The organism is Photorhabdus aegyptia, assembly GCF_000612035.1.
GTDB lineage: Bacteria > Pseudomonadota > Gammaproteobacteria > Enterobacterales > Enterobacteriaceae > Photorhabdus > Photorhabdus akhurstii.
Window position 1 is genome coordinate 46,993 of sequence record NZ_JFGV01000023.1, and the last position, 22,272, is coordinate 69,264.

A 22,272-nucleotide genomic window follows, 5' to 3' on the forward strand; every position below is an offset into this window, starting at 1 on the left:
AGTCATACGCAAACCTCCGTACTTATGGCACGAATAATAGCAACAGGATCAACTTCCGCTAGTTTAAAACGACCTTTCACCTCTGCTGCGGTGTAAGTCAGAGCACGTTGAATATAGGTTTCAATTTCCTCAGTTATGCCATAAGGCACCAGCCCAAGCTGTTTGACAAATTGTTGGCATTGGCTGTCAGAGAGTAAATTGGCATGATAGGCAAGTAAGTATTCCTTACAACGCTTAAACTTACTTTGCCAGACCGCAACTTTATCTGCGATTGTAGCGGCAGAGTTTGCATTCACTGCAATTTCAGGAACATGGTGTAACACTAAATCGCGCAAAACTGCATTTTTTGGCTCTGCAATTAGCCGTTGCAATGTGAGAGTCAAGTCACGACGATGCAACAGACTTACACCTATTCGCTCAGCGGCAACCGGTGATAGCGGCACTTGTACCATCCGCATTAGTGTCTGTTCCGGCCACATCGCTGAAAGCAGCAATCCCAGTTGCCCTGCGGTGGTGTGAAGGATCTCCCACTGGTTTTGGTCAGTATCTGCTCTCTCCAACTTTTCAACTATACAATAAAAGGCTTTCCAGGCACCTTCAAAACCGGCAATGCACGCTCCAATTACCTCATCACGCACAGACTGGTTCAAGCAGAGCGCTGCTAGCATCGTGGCAAAAGGCAATGAATAGACGGTGATACGTTGAATAGAGAAATCAACCGCTGCACGATAAGCGGCATAAGCGCGAAGCAGCTCAGGCCAAGGAGAATGACCAATCATTTCATACACATGCGAAACTTCATCGTTAGGAACATACGAGAAGTCATAAGCTGTATCAAACAGCGCCCGTAACCAGAGCACCAATTGATGAAGAGCCTCAGCTTGCCAACGTGCGCCATCAGTACGCTGTATACGCAAGAAAAGTGTCCAAGTGCCTAACTGACAGACTCGATTAGGTGATACTCGCCATATAGGCTGCCATTCGACGATACGCAATGCCAACGCTTCGAATACATGTAAACGGCCAATATCCTCTTCTGACGCATTTGGTAGTTCGGCAAATTCAACGATCAACTCTTTCTCATTGAAGAGGAAACTGGCTTTGTGTACCACAAACGGTAGTGAAATCTCCAGAATGTTCCTTGTTAACCTCAACAGACAAGAGCGTGCATCACCAAAGCCATCCGCGATATTTATCAGTTTGCGTAAGGATGCAGGTAGTTCAGAACCAACTCCAGTTCGGAAACGAGCCAGCATCCGCAGCTATCGCAGCATCGACTAATGACGCCAGTTGGATGGCCGGCAATTTTTCAATCCATGCCTCGGTTTTAATGACCTGCATAATTAAGCGCAGATCATTGAGCCGGATGAGCCTGCCTGCCAGTGTTGGAATAGCTTTGCATAAGCGCGGTAACGCAGATTGCGGATTATTTTTGACGGTGATAGCACAGAGATAATCTGCCGTTGCATCCGTTGTCGGCCAATCAGAGGGTAAAAACTCAGTCGCTCTCTCTCCTGCTTGTACGAAGAGCCAACCAGTTAAACTAGGGCTCCGAACAGCATTACCATTTTGCAGCCAGGTGTCGGTTGGAAAAATCGTGCGCTGTTTAAGTGTGGTGTAGATTTTTTCCGCTAACACCGGTAAGCCAATCAACACACTTTGCAGAACATCGGTAACACGTTGAGATGTAAGCTCGGTTATTGACAGGGATTCACTGTCGTCAAACACACGTTGTACTGAGGCAGGCAAATTAACCGATTCGGCGGTTTCCATTTTCAGTTCGATAAACGGCTTTTGTGCACTAAAGTAGGCCAATTCCCCCATACTATCAATGACTACCCAAGGAACAGCGGGTATATCCGTTAGTTGTGCAAGGAAAACCGGCAGATTTTGTTGGCGGAACATGATGCCAGCGTGTTCACTAGCCACCCCAGATTCAACGAAGACAGCGGTAAGCGCCGCTTGTACAGATGGGGAGAAACGCAGGTAACGAGACCAGGCGTCATCCAATGTCGATGCAGAAAGGAAGCTGCCTAAAGAAGGAGCCGAAGGAGGCAGTAGTGCTGTCACCGGTACTGCTCGCATACAACGCGCCAGCTCGGTTCGTACTTCGGCGGTTAACCGTTGAACACGGCGTTCAAGCGTGTAACCGGGTGCCGGGCGCACCTGCACTAACCAAAGTTTATCTACATGTACCTGACGTAATTGTGTGCCATACCACAAGGGAGCGGTTAATGTCGGCCAATGATAGGCGACTGAGTTTACCCTTGAACCAGGCGATTGCGCCGCCGCAAAGCCAAAACCAAACGCCAGTTCTCCCCGAACGCCATCAGAAGCGGCCAAGGTCAGTCCGGTGGCCGATACCAGACCATGATCTGTTTCCAATACCCACTCAGTATCCAACGCACTTTCAGAAAAATGTTGATGCAACTGCCTGATAATTTTGTACAAACTATGACATACATCGGCTGTCAGATAGGGAGCCTGTAAAGGTTCCACTCTGGGTAGAGTACCTTCAATCAACCGTTGAACGAAACAGGTGATTGGCTGTGGTTGATAATCAGGATTGATTAGCCGTTGTTGTGCGATAGCTTGAGATGCAAATCCACTAAAAGTAACCTCAGCAACAGTGTCGGCAAAATCTGCGGTACGACGGCAAATCACACTCGCATAACCACCCGCATTAACGAAAACCGCACCATCTTCCAAACCTGCGCTACGAACAATCCAGGGAGGCGGGCCACAGACTTCCTCTACTTGTTTTATCCAATCGTGATGTTCCGTAATATGTTTGCTGTAGATGGTGCGTAGCAAAGCAACATCAGCATGTGGAAAAACCTCGGTGATGGCAAGCGCCTTATCGGCAGGAAGCGCCAGCAAAGGGGGAATAAGAGCCGAAAAATCGACGTGTCAGGCGAGCTGTTGTAATCGTTCAAATTTTGCAGTCATACGTTTTATTTTCTTACCGTTAGAGTCAAAATCCCAAGTGAGTTTTCGCGTTGAATAAGTACGAGTCACGACTTTCATACCAACCCTAATGCTCTACCTGATATCTCTATTATTGGTATCAGGTTTTTCTAGATAAGTTTTTACATTTTACGGTAGATCAAAACAGTTAAGTCGGCAGGCAATTCTCTTAAATGCTCTACTATTTTGGTGCGGTTATTTAGAATGCCTCCTGAAAAACAGCGATATAATTCCCATGTCTAAACACAGCAAAAAGAATATATACCCGTCATCTTTCAAGCTGCCTCTTTGTTGGCTGCACTCACTCACCCCGGTCACATAGTTCTCTATGCTCCCGGGGATTCGTTCCCTTGCCGTCGCGATGCAACTTGAAATCCATAGGGTATAAGAGAGCTGGGTATATCTCTCTGATAAGCAATTCCGTATTTCCTCCTAATCAACACTCAAAATATAAAAAAAGAATATTTCGTCACAAAAAAGCTTTAAAAATATTATAGACCTCCCTGTCAGTTAGCGAATATTTATACGAAGGTTTATCAAATTAATCGTCCGAACAAATCAGGCACGTTTCTTTCATTGATAACCTTTAAATGCCTATGTCAACGGAAGAGGACGATCTTGGATAACGGTTTTCATGACGAGGGTAGATATTAAGCGCTGAACGCCGGGCATGCTAGACAACCGTTCGTCATAGAGCTTCTGAAAAGCGGGCAGATCATGAGTAACGACGTGCATGAGATAGTCAGGATCACCGAAAAGTCTTTGCGCCAAGATAATTTGCGGTATTTCTGTAACAGCGTCTTCAAATGACCTGATTGCCAACCTGTCCCCTTCACGCAAGGTTACAAACACAATCGCAGAAAAGTTAAAACCAAGGCTGCTGGGATCAAGATGGGCACGATAGCCTCTGATAATCCCTGATTGTTCCAGTGACCGCACCCGGCGATGACATGGTGAAAGGCTAAGTCCTACCCGTTCAGCAAGGTCGGTCACGGAAAGACGACCGTCCGCCTGTAGTTCAGCAAGAATCTTGCGATCAATCTTGTCCATTTGGAAGGATCTCTCTTTTATCCGTATCAAAATAACCAAAGTTGGAAGCACATTTTAACGATAGAAGGATATTCTTTCCACTGATGTAAACAGCCCGGATGTACTTATATTTTTCATCAAAATGGTAATCCGGAAATGAGAATAATAAGGTGGAAATAATATGCATATTTACTCATGTTGCAGGAATCTTTCAGACTGGAAGACACTACAACTTGTGACTGTAGAAGCTGTAACCCTGCAATCTGATCGGGGAATAAAACTATGGAGTTAAGTCTGTTTGCTGCATTCTGGGTTGTCTCCGTTCTGCTTATCATCACCCCAGGAGCAGACTGGGCTTACGCCATCTCTGCGGGTATGCACGGCCGTGTGGTACTTCCTGCGGTCACAGGACTACTATGCGGGCACCTCATTGCGACAATTGTTGTGGCAGCCGGTGTGGGAGCACTAGTTGCTGGTACGCCAGTCGCTCTGACAGTGTTAACAGTAGCCGGAGCGGGTTACCTGCTGTGGCTCGGCATTAACATGATCCGTCATCCTTCCGCACCTACAACAAGCGATGAGCGGGAGGTAGGTTCCAGGTCCCAATGGGCGATAAAGGGACTCTGTGTCAGTGGCCTGAACCCGAAAGTCTCCCTGCTATTCCTGGCACTGTTGCCGCAGTTCACCGATCCGACAGCCGGCTGGCCGATCCCGGTACAAATTATGGCACTGGGTCTGCTTCACATTTTAAGTTGTGGTGTAATTTATCTGATAGTCGGATACGGTTCCCGGGCAATCCTAAAAACCCGCCCACAGGCCGCGCATATTGTCAGCCGGGTATCCGGCGCTGTAATGATTATCATCGCGGTACTCTTATTGGCAGAGCAATTCATCTGAGAATGTAACAAATGTCTGATATCACAGAAAAGTTAGACTAATTCGTGCATGCCTGTTCCTGATTTAGATCATTTTTTTCTTGGTCGAAAGTTCTGATCTTGGAACAGGCGCTTAATTTAATTTTTTATCCAGAATTCAAGTTAGTTACAAGCTCATGCAATAATTCCCATCAATTTTTTCAGCCTTTTTGATCATGCTTAGCGCCAAACCCTTGGGAACGGATCAACTGATTCATTACTTTTAGATCGACTAATAGATCGTCGATATCATTATCTAATAGATGCTGGTGCATTTCGCTAAATACCACACTCATTTCTTGTATCCCTTGGTAAGTCAGAGATCTCACCTCTTCGAATTGTGCGCTATCAGCATTTTGCTCTTCTAACAAAACACAACGTTCCAATGCCTTGACAATCATTGGTAAATAACGGTTGAGAAATAACTTACCGGGAGTGACATCCCTGGCATCAGCCTGCATACAGCCAATAATCGCCTGCGTTTTCTCCTCAATCAGACTAACCAGTTCCTGCATCTCATACGCCATACCAGACTTATAACGCTTGATATGAGCCAATTGCTCATAGTATTCAGCAAACTCTGCCTGTGTCTCATCTTGCCGACGCTGCTCCTCTGCCTGTTGACGAGCAACCATCTGTTGTTGCTGTCGCAGCGCTTTCTGCCGTCGAAAATTATTCCAAGACTCAATCAACACCGTTACCAGCACGACAACAAAAAATGCGACACCAAACCAAACAGGAATCGCATGGGCATCAATTTTAAACAATGCGGCAATAGTACTCGCTATTATCAGTAATAACGGGAACTTGCTTACCTCTAGTTTACGTTGTCTGATAATCGTGATGAATAAAGCCGCTAACCCGCCAAACAACAGGGCAACAGCCCACAGCCCCGCCAGCGGACTCAACACCACCACCAACCAACCGGCCAAAGTCGCCGGCCTATATGGACGTGACGGATAGAGAGCCAACAATCCGATATAGACTGATAACACCACTATGGTGGAAATATGACCATTACCCGCAGGCAAGGCCAAAAAAGACCAAGGAGTATACAGGACAATACAAGCCAGTATAAAAGCGAGGATAAAGACTTTGATATGAAACAGTACACGTGACAGAGACCGCTTGATGCTACCGAACAGGGACATGGCTTCCTGTTCCTGCTGCTGTGCCGCATCACGGTCAGACGATGATTGAGGTGTAGGCATAGGGTATTTTACTCTTCTTAATATCTATTACTGTCAGGAAAGCACCTGATAAGATGACTAATATTGTGCATTAGCCGCCGCAGTTAAACGCTGACGTAAATTATCTTCCATTGAGGAGAGTTCTTTCTCAATCTCAGTCCGCTTAATACGCGCTTCTGACGCAATGCGCATTGTATCCTCAATCGTATTGACTAAACGGCTCTGCACATCACGCAAGGTTTCAATGTCAACGATAGAACGTTCCACTTCAGTAGCCGTTGCAATGCTGCTCTGTTGCAGGATTTCAGCATTTTTGCGTAATAATTCGTTGGTCGTATCAGCCACCTCTTTTTGCAATTTAGCCGCTCTACTCTGAGCTTTCAGTGACAGATTGAGTACCATCTGACTTTTCCAGATTGGCAATGTAGAAAGGATGCTGCTCTGGATCTTTTCCGCCAGTTGCTGGTTATTATTTTGTACAATCCGGATCTGCGGGGCTGTCTGTATAGCAATGGTTTTTGACAGTTCCAGATCATGAAGACGGCGTTCAAAGCGATTAATATTTTCCAGCAGATCTTTAACACTCTGCGCATCCATCATATCTTGAGACGTTTCAGCCCTTCTCTGTAATGAGGGCAACTCCACCGTTTTAATCTGTTGTAACTTCTGTTTGCCCGCTTCAACATAGAGCGATATCTCTTTATAGAAACCCAGATTGCGATCGTAGAGTTGATCTAACACCGTGATATCACGCAGCAAGTTAAGCATTGCGCTATCCAGATGAGTGGCGATGGTATCGACCTGTTGTGTTAGCGTCTTTTGATCAATCATAGTGCGTTCAGCTTTCTTAAAAATCCCGCCGAACAACGGTAATTTTCTCAGAAAGCGACTACTTTTCTCTTCTGGGGACAGCGCATCATGTTCACGAATAAACATGACCAAATCCGAGAGTTTCTGGCCTACCTCATCAGCCTCTTTGGTTTTTACATTCTCCAATAACGTATCAGCAAAACGGGCAATCCCTCCCATAGGCTGAGCACCATAGCTGATCACCGCCGCAGGTTGCGAAATATCGATCTTTTCTATTAGCGTGTTGATGTGCTCTTGATCAATCAGAACAGTTGACTCGTTGAGAGCCATATCACGACCAAATGATGGGATAGGTATAACTTTAGTGCTCATAAAATAATCCTGTTAACTGAATTTGCATGGAAAATAAGGAGTTATTATATGGCGTCTAAGACGTGTTTAAAACAAGTTCTATTTTCTGATCCGCTTGTAAATATTAAACATCGGCGCAAAATACCTGCATAAACCCGCGTTGTAAGCTAATTAGGTAAGCTTTATTGTACTGAATACGTAACGCACCCTAACCAGACAGGAATTATTCAACAACGATATTTTTGTCAAACTCATCTAATGAACAGATTTCAGCGGATTTCCTGCATTAACATAGAAGAAAAACTTAAATTATCTAATTCGCATTATTATCGGTATTATTGCAATAATTACTCCTAATCTGGTTTTGGATTATAGTAAATATAAATATGTCAATAAAACCAACGCATATACCCTATAGATTTCAAGATGCATCGCGGCGGCAAGGGAGCGAATCCCCGGGAGCATAGAGAACTATGTGACCGGGGTGAGTGAGTGCAGCCAACAAAGAAGCAACTTGAAAGATGACGGGTATATCGAGATCATTACGTGGACAAAGAAATTCCACCTTAAATTGAGGTTGAAATCATGAAAAATTTGTTTGTTATTATGTTACTGCTCTCTGTAATAATCGGGTGCTCCGGTAAAAATACCCAAAACAGACAAACACAAGCAGAAGAGGGATTGAAATTTGCATTTTCATCCGGTGGAAACTTTATCTTAACTCACGTTTGTGCAGATAAAATCGATTATTTAGGGCCAGATGAAGGCGGTAATGACCAGATAGAAATAGCGATAAAAAACGATAAACAATGCTTTCCTCATTTTGATTCTTTAATCAATAAAAACATCGGCACCCAAATGGCAATATCATTCAAAGGTACTCATCTTGTCACGGCAACTATTCAAACTTCATTAAATCCTTCATTCAGAATGGGGGTAAAAGATAAAGAGCAAGCTATGAGTATCATAAACACATTAAAAAATTAAATTGTTTTTGATATTAAAGTAACCGCATTCCACCCGGAAATCTCCGCCCAATGTTGGGCGAAGATTTCCGGTAATGCTTATTGCAAAATATTAATTACAAAGAAAAAACTCGCCGTGCGGCTCCCACAGCACTGGTGCCATAGTCTATCGCATTAGCGATCCCGGTTGTGGTCAAGACCCTGCCTCTGATCTGATTACCAATCATGCCAGCGACATGATCTATACCACTACCGGCAGCACTTAGCCCTCTGGAAATCCAACTCTCTCTTCCCATCACTCTGTGCAGGCCAGTTCCAATACCACCGACAAGCCCGCCGAGAACACTAAATATCGGTTCAAAGACAGGTCTGGCGACACTGAAATGTACTAATTGTCTGGCTAAACCGGCGACATGCGGGCTGATAACTCGGCCTAAGATCCTACTCAAAAATCCACCACCCATTATTCTGTTGACAGCCATTTCAGCCCCCAAACCAGCGGCATAACCCACTGCGTAATTCGCTAAATGTCCGGCGGGGTTACTGGCGACATCTAAACCAAAACCAATCCAGGAGCCATAATAGGTGCCAATACCGGCATGGATACCTGCCCGAGTACTCCCTTGCGTACCGGTGATCATCCCACCCGCCGCCCCACCCGCCGCTGCCCCGATTTCATGGGTAAGAGTGGCGGAAGTCCCCAACATGGTATCAATGGTGCCTACCGCACTCCCGGCCCCAATAGCGCCGCCAATCCCCCGATCAGCATTATTTATCCATGATCCCACCGCCCCTGTTACCGCCCCGGCGGCTGATGCAACACCGACACCTTGTGCCCGTGCGCCATAAGCCGCGGCTGAACTCGCTCCGGCAGCCGCGCCAGCCGCCGACTGTACTAACGTCGATTTCCCCTGTACGAGTCGAGCAAGTAATGCCCCGCCTTTTTCCAGCAAGCTACCGACGTTATATCCCATCAACGCGCCAATCCCTGCGCCTACGGCCGCAACCCCTAGAATGACGGGAATGGCCGCGCCAGCCGTAGCGGCAATGGCAGCCGCAAGACCGCCAATCGCAATCCCGCCGGCAATGGCTCTGCCAATTTTTTGCCCCCGCCTCATTGACGCAGACATTCCCTCATCAGGTTTACGAAACAGAAACGAGGCAAACCAAAATGTATTTCGATTTCGGTTCGGAGACGGTGCTAATCCGTCATGGTCAGTCAATGTGATGGGGTTATTCCTCACCATTCGGTACAAATTCAGCCCATCCACGGTTCCCGCCGGATCAGCACTCAACCATCGACCCACCCAAGGTTGATAATAACGGTAGCCGTAATAATACAATCCAGTGGCATCCCGCTCTTTACCGGAGTAACGAACAAATTTGTAGCTGGTTTCTGTCTGATTTCTCGCCGCCCATATCGCCGTGCCGCCATACGGATAATACTCTTCCTGACTGAGAATCTGCCCTTCGCTATCCAGTTCAAGCTGGCTGGAGCCAAGCAGATTATCGTAGCTGTAGCGCACCTGATTGTTGTCAATATCTGTCGGCTTACCACTTTCCCAGTGCAATACCCTTACCTGTGCGCGACCCGCTTCACCTACCGTAATCACCTGCAAATCTTCGGTTGTTTTATCTGCAACCCCAGTTGTCCGTAGCTCTAATCCCGGCAGATAAGTCACCCGTTGTACTTGAGTACTGTTGCCCGTCTGCTGTTCACTCACTTTTAGCAGCCGCATGCCATCACTGCTATAGCGATACCATTCACTGTCACTGCTATTTTCGCGGCTCACCGGTGTGACTCGTTGCAATTCACCCCGAATATTCCAATCCAGATTTTGCCCTGGCATTAACATCTTCTGATGACCGCCGGCATCAAATAGCGCATCCACTTGGGTTGAATCTGTCGTTAATGTACTCAATACCGCCCGGTTACTGCGGCTTGAAACGGTGATATCTGTGGTGTAACTATTTTGAGTCGCGGGTGAACTGTGTCGGATTTGAACCAAATTACCGCCACGGTCATAAGTATAGGTACGAAGGTAATTGGTATAAGTGCTGTCATCGGCAGGAACAGGTATAACGGGTGAGGGAAGTTGGTTGCTTTGTCGGCCGATATTGGCCATTTCACGCCCTGTCGCACTAATAAGCTGATACAGAGAATCATAAACATAGCGATTCTCCGGCTCCACTTTCTGATTACGCCAAAAGCGGGTAGCTTCGGCATCATTATGGATACTGATAACATTCCCCACCGGATCATACTTATAGCGTAGATCCTGCAATACTCTGGCTCCTGATTGACTCCCTTCGGCACGCTGGGTGGTGATACCTATCAGACGTTGAGTTTCCGGCTCATAACTGTACTCCGTAACCACGCCGTTACCGTGCTCTTCACGCAATTTATGACCTGCGGCTGACCAGCTCAGGGACTTAACAATCACCTGTTCACTCTGGCCTTTCACCGTCAACCAACTCCCTTTTAACTGACCGGCAATGTCATAAGCCAGACGCTGAATATTGCCTTTCGCATCGGTTTGGGTCAGTAAAGCCCCGATGGCATTAGTGGTACTTTGTGTCGTATAGACCTCACTTGCCAGCATTCCCTGCCAGACAGTTTCGTCGTCACCGCTCCAGTTAGCCTCCTGCCCTTCCGCCAGCAATTGGTGAGATTGGGATAACATGGCGCCCGCCAGTGACTGACTTATCAACCGGGTCACTCCCGCTGTGTCGTAGTGGCGGATACACAGACCGGAGAGGTTATACTCTTTCTCCGCGGTTGTATTCCCAGCCCAGATAAAGCGCTCTGTCACTTTAGCACTCTCTTGGTTGAAAACTTGCTCGCTCACAGATAACAAGCGACCGGGCAAGGTGTTGCCTTCATAGCGACGAGTCTGACGAACACCGGTCGCATTCATCGTCATTACCGAACGACCTTCAATATCATTCAATGCAACAGTACGACCAGCATCGACACTCTCTGTCCGCAGGGCATGACCGGCCAGATCATGCTGCCAGACAAAATTAGGCTTTACTGAGTTATCAGCCTGCTTTGCATCATACAAGCGTGGGTCAATACTGTAGTTCAGGTGTCCACGGGCATCATACTGGTGACGGGTGACGCGGGTGTCAGTATCCCCCCCGATTACAATACGGTGAAAACCAATATCACGAATGGACAGACCGCGATTATCTAACACGCTGACTGTTGGGGTTTGAGTATAAAGAGTAGTCTCAGACGGACTCATATCATATTCCTTATTTGTTTTACAGCTTCCCTTCCAATGAAATGGAGAAAGATCGCAAGATTGATTTTAGATATGACAAACCTTCTCCCACTCTGGCGAACAGAGTGGGAGGGATTAGTTAAAAGTTAATTTAAGAGAGTGTTTTCTTGACCTGGTTTGCGAAACTGGCGCCGCCGTCGCAGGCGGTATAATGCACCTGCACCAGCACATCATCCATATTCGCCAACAGTGCGGCCTGCATCTCATCCGCTTTCAATGTCTTATCGTCAATATGCTCATCCACAGAACGTGGGAAGTTGAGCGTCCATTTGGAAACTGCTCCAGTCCCCTCAAATGATAGATAGCGCTCATCTTCCAAACGCAACTCAAAGCTACCGGCATCATTAATGCCAGAAGAGAGCGCCACCTGCTGGCTGGCACGCAGATTGGTGACAATATGCGTCGCATCACCCTCTTTACCTGTTGGATCATTGAGACGTTTAACACCATTGATATCTGCTGCTAACAATATACTGCTGCTGGTCTGAGTGAGTGTTGCCTTCACGTTTTGATACGGCCCGATCAACGTCGGCAACGTCACTGACACCGTTTTAATCTGGCGCAAATAGTGTCCCGGATAGTCGTTGTCAAATAGCTTTTCGCTTAATGGAAAGTCAACTTTGCCCTCAGTTTTTAACTTACCAAAACCATCATCACCCAATAAGCTTTTGAGCGACACAGTACGGATCACATTAAGACGGCGCTCATGACGAACTAAATATGCCGCTTCCATCTGATGCAAATTGAGTTGCAGTGTCTCCCCCACTTGCAAACCACGGTAATGGTCGTTCCAGGTACCGGTCTGGATAAAAGTGGTAGCGTAATCACCCAATTCATACTGCCAGCAAGCTTGGGCGGAGAGGCAGAGAGCAACCACGGCATCATACGCTTGATAATACAACGCGGATAATTGACCACTCAGCCACTGGTACAGAGTCGCCTGGGTGAAACGAGTAGTTAAGTAAGTCAGCATGGTCCGAATTTGTACCTGCTGTGCCTTCGCCTGTTGCAGGGAAGTTTGGGCCGCTTTCTCGCGCACCGCCAGAGCATCCAACTGTTTCTGTAATGCGTCGACCTCAGATTGTGCCTGTTGGTATTGAATTTGCCACTCTTCACGGCGGCGACGGTAGTTTTCCGTGGTTGCCAGACGCTCGGCCACCACGCTGGTGGCTTGACCGGCTGCCATCAACCCGATGGCAATCGCTTCCGTTACCCCTTCATAGCGCGAACCACCATCAGCCAAGCCAAAGATATTTGGGATCACTTTCAACGCGCCACTGGCAGTTTGTACACCAGTGGAAGAAGAAATCAGAGATTGTGCTGACGTTTGGGTATCCATCACCAGTTGTTCCGCACTGGAGATGTTGTTCTGATACAAAGTGTAATAATGGTCATGACGCTGTTGCGCCGTAGCCTGACTAGCCAACAGCGCCAGACGGTCTGCCGCCAATCCATCCAGCGCCTGTTGCTGTAACGTGATGGCATAGCTGGACATATCCAACAGTTGCTGTTGCGCCAACTCTTCTTGACCGGCTCGTTCGCTACGTTCCAACAAACTAAGCAGGTTCTGACCAAAACTGGTCAACGTACCCACGGCGCTGTAAGCTCGCGGCAACATAGCGCTGAAACGGTATGGCGGCACCGTCAACATGGCGCCACTGACGCCATTCGTCAACGTGCCGGACTGAGCGCGTTGAGCCAACAACGCCACCGGATCAACAGGCGCAGCATACAGCGGCAGCGAAAGCGGCTTGCCATCAACGGTCAGGTTATGACGCAGATTGTATAACCGTGCATCCAACGTATCCCAGTGAGACAACATCAGAACATTGAGCGGTTCATTAAAGTAGCCATTATCTGCCAGTTTCAAGTAGCTGACATTGCGGCCCGGCAATGCAGGTAAAGCGGTATCACTATTAGCCAACTGGTGCTCAAAATCACGTAAAACCACTTTTTGCCCGGCTGCTAAGGTATCGAGGGTTTGCGGCGTCCAAGTGCTACTCAGCGATACATCCGGACGAGGCCCTAGCAATTCAGCGGCCAGATTGTAATAGACACGGGCCTGAGTCAGACCGTCACGAGTCAATTGGCGATACCACATATCTCCCTGAGCAATCAGGTTACTGACATAGGCAATAAACACCGCTTTCTGGTATATCACCGGATGAGCATAAGCTTGAGTATCTGGGTCTATAGAATCGTCCAAATGACGTGACAAATCGCTGTTTCCTTCAACCAACGGACGTACATTCCAGTAAGCCGGGGCATTGTGTGGCTTGTTTTTCATCGCCGGATCAAAGATGTAATGCAAACTCTTTTGTGCCGGCGAAAATTGCTGTTCGTTGGCAAAGCGTGTAGCAACCAGAAACGGCAGGTGAAAGAATAACTCCCAGAAATAGAGACCATTTGAACCGTTAAAGTCCATTGGTTCGCTTTTGCCGTCAGTCACTAAATCTGCTTCCAGAGAAGGATCTGCCTGCAAGGTGTAATCCAGCAAACTATCCAGCCCCAGATTAGCCTTCTCAATCAAAGTACGCACAAAGGTGGTGTTAAGGCGGGTTTTCGCGGGTAATGATGAGGTCAAGAAGTCCAGATATTGCACCAGACCACGTTTACTATCATAACGGGAAATCAATCGAGGAATGGCATCTGGCGCCTTACTATCCTGCAACGCGACATAGACATTGAACCACTTACAGACCCAAGAATAGGCCCCTTTTTTCCCTGATGGCCGGTCATAATGATCCCACACAACATTCAAACAAACCTGTAGGTAGTTTTTATCCGGATCGGTGGAGAAATCCGCCTCGGACAAGGTATAAGTTGTAGAATAAGTTGCACCGCTGGCAAGTCTGAAAGTTTGATCACTGTAACGTTTAAACAAGTTGCGTCCATCCGCCGTCTCAGCATTGATTTCCTGATAGAATTTGCGGTTATCGGCGATTTTCTTGAAGTTTTTGATAGTGGTTAATGTTGGCCAATCTGGAGACGTGAATACAGCCTCAAGCTTATCAAGACCAATAGCAAAATTTATTTTATCAGACCAATCTAGCAACACGGTACCGTCTGGAATATACAGATTATAACCGGTAGGTGTTTCCCCTTCCCAAGCGATATAACTGCCCTTCACAGTAACAGTATGGAGAGTATCAAGCAGGGGGGAAATAGCCCATCCCTCATTAACCCTTTGCTCTAACGCCCACGTTCCATTAGGAACAGATCCACCACCATATCCAGACGGATAGTAGTTGATTATTGCATTATGAAAGGTGTAATAATTTCCATCATGGTAATCCAGATAAAAACCTTCATTTCCTGACCACGTGAAACCATAACCAGACTTAGAATCATATACAAGATCGTTATATCCAAACGTATGACGGTTAATAAAATCCCCATTAGTTGTGGTTTGTATATGAAGCGTCAGGCCATCTTGATCGATATACACATAGGCCCCAGTAGTGCCTTGTTTCAAGTCATCAACTTTACTTACCCATCCTGTATTTTCGGGATCTTCCGTTGCACCTGTAACAACCTTAGTAATTACATACTTTTTATCGTATACCGCAAATTGCAAGCTGTTTTGACCATCCGTTTCATCACGGTAAGTACTGAACAAAAAGTTCTTACTTAACGGCCTGAGAACATGACGATTGAAAGCTGAGTCACAATAGAGATAACCATAAACAACGGGTTTATTTTTTCTATTGGCCCCATCACCTTCAAATTGACGGACAAACACCCCCAACATTAGGCGGCCATACGGGTTACTGTCCGTTTCCTCCGTCGGATCGATACTAAAATCGGTGGTAGCCAACAGATTAACTTGGCGCAATGTGGTGCTAGATTCATCAATCAGCAGGCTGGATCGCTGTGTTTCTGAACTTTCCCCTGCTTGTTGTGTCATTAACGTGGTCGTATTCGGCGCTGTCCAAGTATCATCATAACGTTTATAACCAAACTTTATGTTGTAGGCATGGGTTTTACCGATGTTTTTACCGTCAGCATCCTTCTGTACTGCCGGGTCACGCTCAACCCAAGCCACATATAGTCGATCGTTATAAAATACCGGGCGAACCGTATGCTCCAGCACCGTATCACCAGACAGCGGTAAGGTGATTTCCTGCCAATCATTCCAACAATTTGGCGTCACTGGATTCCCTGCCGGATCTTGACGGTTTTTACTCAAATCCATCTGACGCCAGTAGTAGCGATACGGTTTAGTGGTAGTGCGACCAATAAAGTAGTAGATAGCTTGGTCAAATTTATCCTGATTAATATAACCACTGAGCACATATAGATTACTCACTGCCTCAAACTCATTGAGATACGCCAAAACAGCATCCTGCACACGATCCGGATCGAGTCGATTCTGATTTAAAGTCGTCTCCAGCTCCGAGAAATAATGGCTTTTTTCCTGCCGGGTGATGGGTGAAATATAGTTTTCAGCGTAATTTCGAACCTCAGCCCCCGCAGCCCAAATCGCATATTGGTTATCATTATCACGCCATTCGTTAGCTGTAGAAGGCTCCATCGCCTGACGCCCCGGTTCAGAGCCGTTGACCAGACGAGTCATATATTGCTGTATGCTGGCAATCGCTTGTGCTACCCGACTCGTCTCAACCTCATCAGACACTTCCGGGTCAATCAGCAAATATTCGTATAAATCTTCCACCGTCACCGGCTGACCACCGACGCCTTTCAACGTCGGCGCCACAAAATTCATATAGCCAGTCACCAACGCATCACGCTGGGATTCATTCAGTTGTTTTTCCATTGTCGATAACATAATTATCTGCCTTACTTAAATGGCGGTTTAGAAATAGCCTCATTGGGCCATACGGAAAAATCAAATCCACTCAGGTAGTGAGCTCTGCCATGCTCAGTTACTACCCTTGACATGGGATACGCCAGCCACCAGCGCCTGACCGGTGCTTTGCCAAAGGGTATAATCACTGTCACGACTCAGGAGATAGCCTTGCTGTTGCTGTGTAACGCCAAGACCAGTTTGGTTCTGTGCCTGTTGCAAACGCAGAAGCGTATCCAGTTGCGGTGTGGTTTTGGCAATCCCACCCAATACCGACCAAGCGGCTTGCAGTTCGTTAGCCTCCCAACCCAATAGCGTTGCCAACGTTTGTGCAGCATCAGCTTGACTCAACGGCGTAGCAGCATTAACCGCGCGTAGGTAGGCCAGTACATCATCTTCGGCGCCACCAGCTTTACCCACTTGGAGCAACAGATCGCTATAACGGCTCAGGGTATAAAGCATCCACAAACTGATATCAGTCACTGTTTCTGCGGAAGCGCCAAAATAGGCTGGATAGTCCAGCAAGGTTTGCACCATTGCAGGACTCAGCGTGAATTGTTGGGTCAACAAGGAGCGGCGTACCACTTCACGTAATTGACGCAGATAGTCAGCGGGAATATCGGCGGCAGTCTTAACGGTCTCCTTCAATGCCCAAGTCGCACTCAGCCACTGATAGGTTGTTTGTCCACTCCAGCGCAACAATAACGCAGGCAGTGACTGACTCACGTTCAGAGTCTGCGCCAACAGACTGACGGCCACGCCCTGTTGAGTTTTCTGTGCCTGATTCAACGTATTAGTCAGAGTAGTGATTGCCAGCTTCTTATCTTCATCAGATAAGCTTTGTGTATTGACCACCGTTGCTATAACACTTTCTATGCCAGCATCAGTCACCAGACCAACCTTATCGATAAGCGGACTATTACCTGCTGAGAGCAGAGCAAACCAGTCAATAGCGTGGCCGTTGGTATCGACTAATGGTGCCCCACTGCGGGACAACAATGTTGCACCCACAAACGTACTGCCTAGGTTCTGCCACACTTGACGGATAAAGTTCAATTGATCGTCAGTGCCCTGCGAGGTAGAAGTAGGGTTGTCACTCAACAGCAAAAGCAGTGCTGAAAATTCTAAATCGTGCTGTTGTTGCCATTGAGCAATCGCACTTAGCGCTTGCAGCAAACTCAGAATATCCGCCGCCAGCGGGGAATCTTTTTGTGGTACCGTGATTGTGGGTTTCCCTGCCAATTGCTGCCAGACGATGCCTGTACCTGCATCTAATCGATCAACCAAAGCACAGAAAGACTCTGGATTTATCCCCAATGTACGCGCCAAATTAGCCAGACGGTAGAAAGCTGACACCACAAACAGATTACAGTTGAGTGTGCTTTGCGTGACATTCCCCTGTTGACGGGCAATATTATCCGCCAATAACAGGAACTGACGATGATTGAGGCCCAGTGCCGTGCTGATATGCTTAACACGCGCCCCATCGCCCCCGGTGGTCAATGTATAGACAAAATCCTGATTATCTATCACAAACGGTGTATCAAAGGTGCCGACGGAGTTAAACACTTGGTCTAAAAACGGCGTTGCCGGTGTAATGGCAAACGGGGCCACTACGCGCAGCCAGCCAGCAAATTGTTTAGCGCTAACACCATACTTCGCCTGATAATGTTTGAACACTCCCAACATACGCAGCGTATTGTCGTTCATCGACAGTGCGGTATTTCCTGTTTCCGCATCCATAGCAGAAGTCACCAGCAGGTCAATATCCTCATAGGACAGATTCAGCCATTTTTGCAGGCGCACTGTGCGGTTAATACGGTCCAACTTGTCATCTGTCAGATTGTTAACCGTCAGAGCAAAATGCGCCTCCGCACCACTGCGACTCAGGGTAATCGCCTCCGGCTTACCGGCATGAATAAAGCGGGCGCCATACGCAAATGGCGTCGCTGTCGTGTCACCAGAACTCACATTATCAGACTTAACAACCGTAGAACCTCCGACAGTTGAACACAACATCAGTTCTACCTGGGGTACAGTCAAACTTGTTCGATCAGTCATTATGGTCATGTCGCTGAAACTATTCACAGTAAGCGAACTGTCACCATAGTTAAGCTGATAGAAATCCTGACCGACAGTCTCCGTAATGATTTTCTGCTGCTCTGGCGAAAACTGACTCGCCATGATTTGCAGTCGGGTCAAAGCACTGGCAGTCGTATCGCTCAGTTTTCCTTTTGCTGTTGCCCAGAAGTTTTGCGGCAGATCCAGCGTCTGTGGCAAAGTGATATCTTGCAACGTAGTACCCAATACCGATTGAGCTGTCTGAATCTGCTGATGACCATAATGATACGGCAGATTATTCGGGTAACGGGTAGTGGAAAGTCTGGCGTTTACCGCTTCCAGATCAGTCAAACTCAGTTTCTTCTGAATAGCTTTGGACAGAATTTCATTGACCAACTGCAATTGCGGTATCACCTCATTGATTGCTTTATCATTAATTAACAAAGCACCCAGATCGGGGCGACGCTCCGCCAGCGTATTCATAATGGTAGTGGCGCCATTCTTTTCCTGTTCAAGGGCCAATTGATAAATATGAGTCAGATAGGCTACCGGCGCATCATTGGCTTCCGGTGATCCACTTGGTGCTTTATCTTTCCAACCCGTGTTTGCATCAAGAAACTGATTGGCGTAATCCGGGCCTGATACGGAGAACGGACTTCTCAAGCCAAACTGAACAGCTTCACTAAGAGAATTACGGCGAAAATGGTGTAACACCTGATGAGCATAGCCCACTGCCAGGTCATACATTTTTTCAGCACTGCGCCCGAGATCAGCACGATGCTCACGAATAAAACGCTCACGCGGCATACGTACCACATCAAACACTGAGGTATAACCAAGATCGGTCAATTTACCGGGTAAGTTGTGGATCTCTTCGGTGCGGGAAATCAGGGGACTGGCGAGTTGATTCATACGGACTCCTGAATTGAGGTTTATCATGAGAAACAGGTTTTTTCGCGCAAAAAAATAATCACCATCGTTATGTATAAGAGAGGGGCCAGATCAAACATGTGCATGTTAGAACATCAGGTCCTCTTGCCTTCTAAAGGCGCTATACACAGTGATGATGTGTGAGGAAAAATATAATAAATCACAAAACTTGCTTACATTAAAAAACAAAATACAGACAATAAAATAACTTTACCTTTATATAATTATTTAGAATAAACATTTACGTATATTTATAATTAATTTACAAAATAATTAACAATAGTTTGCAATATCGCGTCTTGAATAAAGTAATACCTGATATGCCGGAATATTGATGAATAATGGTGGCAATGGCATAAAAATAATCTTTTATATCAATATGATGAAGATTACTCGCGTATCTTTATTATTTTTTTAAACAAATAACCTATTGGAGGGTAATGAGAAGTGAATGAGTCAAATTTCGCATACTCAAACAGCTAAAGATCTAAATGAGAGGCTCTTTATTGATTACCAACGCACTGCTGATGTGGGTAAAAAAGTCACCAACCTGACCCGCTCCAGCAAATCGTAATCAACCTGCATGCTGGTTAGAATACGGAAATCCAATAAGGTATATAGCTCAGTCCAACCAATTCCTTTAGTTAACCTTTTCCTCGGCGGAAGTGATCTTTCAGGCTCGCCAAACTGTTCATGAATCCATTGCCGGGACATTATAGGAATTAGTGGTGATGGTAGTTCATTTGGAAATTGGTATGAATCTTTTTTTTCATCAATCAAAATAAGCCCTATCGCAAATAAAACCCTACCATCTCTCTTAAAAGCAAGATGTACACCTTCTTTAATCATATGCAGGGATATATTAGGATCTCCAGGATATCCTGTTGGTTTAGTTTTATAAGGAATTAGCCCTTCATCAAAAATTTCCTAATAAGACTTCCCTAAGCTATTTATTAGCGCATCTATGTTGACTGTCATTTGTATAAACTCCTACTCTTAGTTAGTCCAATTCATCTACGATTTTATTTTTCAAATTACCCGCAAATGAATTGGATTTTAAAAAAACCTATCATATATATTAATTACCAACGCACCTCTGACGTAGGCAAAAAAGTCACCATTCTGACTTGCTCCAGCAAATTGTAATCAACCTGCATGCTAGTTGGAATACGAAAATCCAATAAAGTATATAACTCAGTCCAGCCAATTTCTCTAGTTAATCTTTTCCTTAGCGGAAGTGATTTTTCAGGCTCACCAAAATGTTCATGAACCCACTGTCGAGACATCAGCGGTATCAAAGGGGGAGGCAATTCATTAGGAAATATAAAATTAGGTCGTCTGTGATTAATTAAAGTTAACGTTATCTCAGTAAGTACTTTATTTTCTCGCAAAAATGATAAGAAAGTCCCTTCTTTAGCCATATCAAGAGATATATCAGAGTCTCCGGGAAAACCTGACGGCTTGGTTTTATAAGGGATTAGTCCTTTATCAAAAATCTCCTGATAGGTTTTCCCTAAGCTATTAATTAGGGCTTCAATGTTAATCGTCATTATTTATATAACCTCCGTTATTGATTTAGCCAAATGCATCTGAGATTTACCTTTTCAAACTGTTTGCAAATGAATTGGCTTTTAAAAATAACCACTCATAATCTGTTGATTACCAACGTACTTCTGAGGTAGGCAAAAACGTTACCGATTTCACTCGTTCCATCATGTCATAAGAAATCTGCATACTGATTTCGTCTTTAAAACGATATAAATCTTTCCAACCAAACTGCCTTCTTAAAATTTGCCTTGGTGGTATTGACTTAATCGGATTACCTAAATTTTCTCTAACCCATACCCTATCCATAGAATGCATCAATGGTGATGGCAATTCATTTGGGAATACAAAAGAGACTTTATCGTCTCGAAGCAGCCTTAAAGTAATTTCGTTTAATATTTTACTACTCCGTTCAAACGATAAAAAAATCCCCTCTTTCACCATATCAATACCAATATTAAGTACCCCCGGAGGACCATTTGGTTTGCTTCTATAAGGAATTAATCCCTCATCAAAAATTTCCTGATAAGTTTTCCCCAAACTATTAATTAGGGCTTCAACGTTGATAGTCATTTATACACAAAATCTGGCGTATGTGGAACAGAACCTATGTTAAACACGGATAATGGTTTGTTGCCCGCTATCCCACTATCCGCTGAATCTCTATTCACCACAAATCTCTATAATCAAAAGAGATTTGATAATCATAAGCTGATAAATCAATTTGATGACAGAAGTGAGGCTGTAAAACGCTCACCCATTTAGATTCCACATCAAAGCCACCGTTATTTATATTATCTTCTGTTGATATTCCCAACCCACTAGCCATAACATCAGCATTATCTCCAAAATCCTTGGAATACTCACACCCTTCCCCTAATTCTGTTTGTTTATCAAACCACTCCAATCTTAATTTCAATCCCATTATATACCTCACAAATACTGTTTAATGTTTCGTCCTTTGACAGCGGGTTTTAACTCTTTCCCAGTCTTATAATCTACAGAGCAAAGGTGCTCACCGTCACTTACCCGGTAAACCTCCAATTCACCATGTTAAGAGTCCCATTCATAAATTCGGCGGCCTTTGCTATCGATCCATCTATCTCGTTTACCACCTCCGCTTTGTTTTGGAGTTTTTTTCTTAGCTGACCGTAACCCAGAAACCCCAGTAATTTCCTCTGTTTTTGGGGCAGGATGATAGTCGTGTCCATCTTGAGGCAATCCATTTCTAGGTTTACTCAAATACACATACACCGGCGGCATATTCGGAATGGGGAATACCAGAATATAATCGCGGAAATCCTTCTCTTCCGGCATCGGCAACGATTCAATATCGCTGCCCACTTTATCCGGGATCGGCAACACGGTTATTTGCGACGGAATAAACGGCTGTTCTTCATTCCCGGTATGGGCTGG

General features: G+C 45.8%; 14 protein-coding genes and 2 pseudogenes. 2 read left to right on the forward strand and 14 right to left on the reverse strand.

Annotated features, from left to right (window positions below; all coding sequences use genetic code 11):
• Window positions 1–2: 2 nt before the first annotated feature.
• From BA1DRAFT_RS09225 to BA1DRAFT_RS09235, 3 genes are all read right to left on the reverse strand, one after another.
• The gene (locus tag BA1DRAFT_RS09225) at window positions 3–1,256 is read right to left on the reverse strand and encodes a hypothetical protein (protein WP_036778183.1); all 1,254 of its coding nucleotides are present in this window, start codon (window positions 1,254–1,256) and stop codon (window positions 3–5) included.
• Window positions 1,222–2,880, reverse strand: coding sequence for a hypothetical protein (locus BA1DRAFT_RS09230; RefSeq protein WP_036778184.1), 1,659 nt, complete (start codon window positions 2,878–2,880; stop codon window positions 1,222–1,224). Before BA1DRAFT_RS09230 ends, BA1DRAFT_RS09225 begins: the two co-directional genes overlap by 35 nt.
• Before the next feature lie 681 nt (window positions 2,881–3,561).
• Window positions 3,562–4,017: an Lrp/AsnC family transcriptional regulator gene (locus BA1DRAFT_RS09235; protein WP_036778185.1), complete on the reverse strand. Its 456-nt coding sequence runs from the start codon at window positions 4,015–4,017 to the stop codon at window positions 3,562–3,564.
• Window positions 4,018–4,278: 261 nt separating this feature from the next.
• Between BA1DRAFT_RS09235 and BA1DRAFT_RS09245 the strand changes: the two genes are divergently transcribed.
• Window positions 4,279–4,893 (forward strand): LysE family translocator, encoded by a 615-nt coding sequence (locus BA1DRAFT_RS09245; protein WP_036778188.1) that lies wholly within the window; start codon window positions 4,279–4,281, stop codon window positions 4,891–4,893.
• A 178-nt stretch (window positions 4,894–5,071) separates the two neighbouring features.
• Here the strand turns inward: BA1DRAFT_RS09245 and BA1DRAFT_RS09250 are convergent, their stop codons facing one another.
• Both BA1DRAFT_RS09250 and BA1DRAFT_RS09255 read right to left on the reverse strand, forming a co-directional pair.
• A complete protein-coding gene (locus BA1DRAFT_RS09250; RefSeq protein WP_036778189.1) occupies window positions 5,072–6,121 on the reverse strand; it encodes a 5-bromo-4-chloroindolyl phosphate hydrolysis family protein in 1,050 nt (349 codons plus the stop codon).
• A gap of 57 nt (window positions 6,122–6,178) precedes the next feature.
• Window positions 6,179–7,282 carry a toxic anion resistance protein gene (locus BA1DRAFT_RS09255; protein WP_036778191.1) on the reverse strand — a complete coding sequence of 368 codons (1,104 nt, stop codon included), beginning with the start codon at window positions 7,280–7,282 and terminating at the stop codon, window positions 6,179–6,181.
• Between the two features lie 564 nt (window positions 7,283–7,846).
• Here BA1DRAFT_RS09255 and BA1DRAFT_RS09260 point away from each other — a divergent pair.
• Window positions 7,847–8,248: a hypothetical protein gene (locus BA1DRAFT_RS09260; RefSeq protein WP_036778192.1), complete on the forward strand. Its 402-nt coding sequence runs from the start codon at window positions 7,847–7,849 to the stop codon at window positions 8,246–8,248.
• 94 nt (window positions 8,249–8,342) lie between these two features.
• Here the strand turns inward: BA1DRAFT_RS09260 and tccC are convergent, their stop codons facing one another.
• The 9 genes and pseudogenes from tccC to BA1DRAFT_RS24795 all read right to left on the reverse strand — a co-directional run.
• Window positions 8,343–11,474, reverse strand: a complete 3,132-nt coding sequence (gene tccC, locus BA1DRAFT_RS09265; RefSeq protein ID WP_036778193.1) for an insecticidal toxin complex protein TccC — start codon at window positions 11,472–11,474, stop codon at window positions 8,343–8,345.
• Between the two features lie 130 nt (window positions 11,475–11,604).
• Window positions 11,605–16,302, reverse strand: a complete 4,698-nt coding sequence (gene tccB, locus BA1DRAFT_RS21260; protein WP_051560732.1) for an insecticidal toxin complex protein TccB — start codon at window positions 16,300–16,302, stop codon at window positions 11,605–11,607.
• A 93-nt stretch (window positions 16,303–16,395) separates the two neighbouring features.
• Window positions 16,396–19,293 carry an insecticidal toxin complex protein TccA gene (tccA, locus tag BA1DRAFT_RS09275; protein WP_036778194.1) on the reverse strand — a complete coding sequence of 966 codons (2,898 nt, stop codon included), beginning with the start codon at window positions 19,291–19,293 and terminating at the stop codon, window positions 16,396–16,398.
• Window positions 19,294–19,821: 528 nt separating this feature from the next.
• Complete coding sequence (locus BA1DRAFT_RS09280; protein WP_235201007.1) at window positions 19,822–20,235, reverse strand: DUF6392 family protein; 414 nt, start codon at window positions 20,233–20,235, stop codon at window positions 19,822–19,824.
• 158 nt (window positions 20,236–20,393) lie between these two features.
• Complete coding sequence (locus tag BA1DRAFT_RS09285; protein ID WP_036778196.1) at window positions 20,394–20,861, reverse strand: DUF6392 family protein; 468 nt, start codon at window positions 20,859–20,861, stop codon at window positions 20,394–20,396.
• 109 nt (window positions 20,862–20,970) lie between these two features.
• Window positions 20,971–21,429 carry a DUF6392 family protein gene (locus BA1DRAFT_RS09290; protein WP_036778198.1) on the reverse strand — a complete coding sequence of 153 codons (459 nt, stop codon included), beginning with the start codon at window positions 21,427–21,429 and terminating at the stop codon, window positions 20,971–20,973.
• 94 nt (window positions 21,430–21,523) lie between these two features.
• Window positions 21,524–21,781 carry a colicin E3-like toxin immunity protein gene (locus BA1DRAFT_RS09295; RefSeq protein WP_036778200.1) on the reverse strand — a complete coding sequence of 86 codons (258 nt, stop codon included), beginning with the start codon at window positions 21,779–21,781 and terminating at the stop codon, window positions 21,524–21,526.
• An 8-nt stretch (window positions 21,782–21,789) separates the two neighbouring features.
• Window positions 21,790–22,110 (reverse strand): annotated as a pseudogene (locus tag BA1DRAFT_RS21905) (colicin E3/pyocin S6 family cytotoxin).
• Window positions 22,087–22,272 (reverse strand): annotated as a pseudogene (locus BA1DRAFT_RS24795) (S-type pyocin domain-containing protein); the annotation flags it as partial. The pseudogenes BA1DRAFT_RS21905 and BA1DRAFT_RS24795, both read right to left, overlap by 24 nt.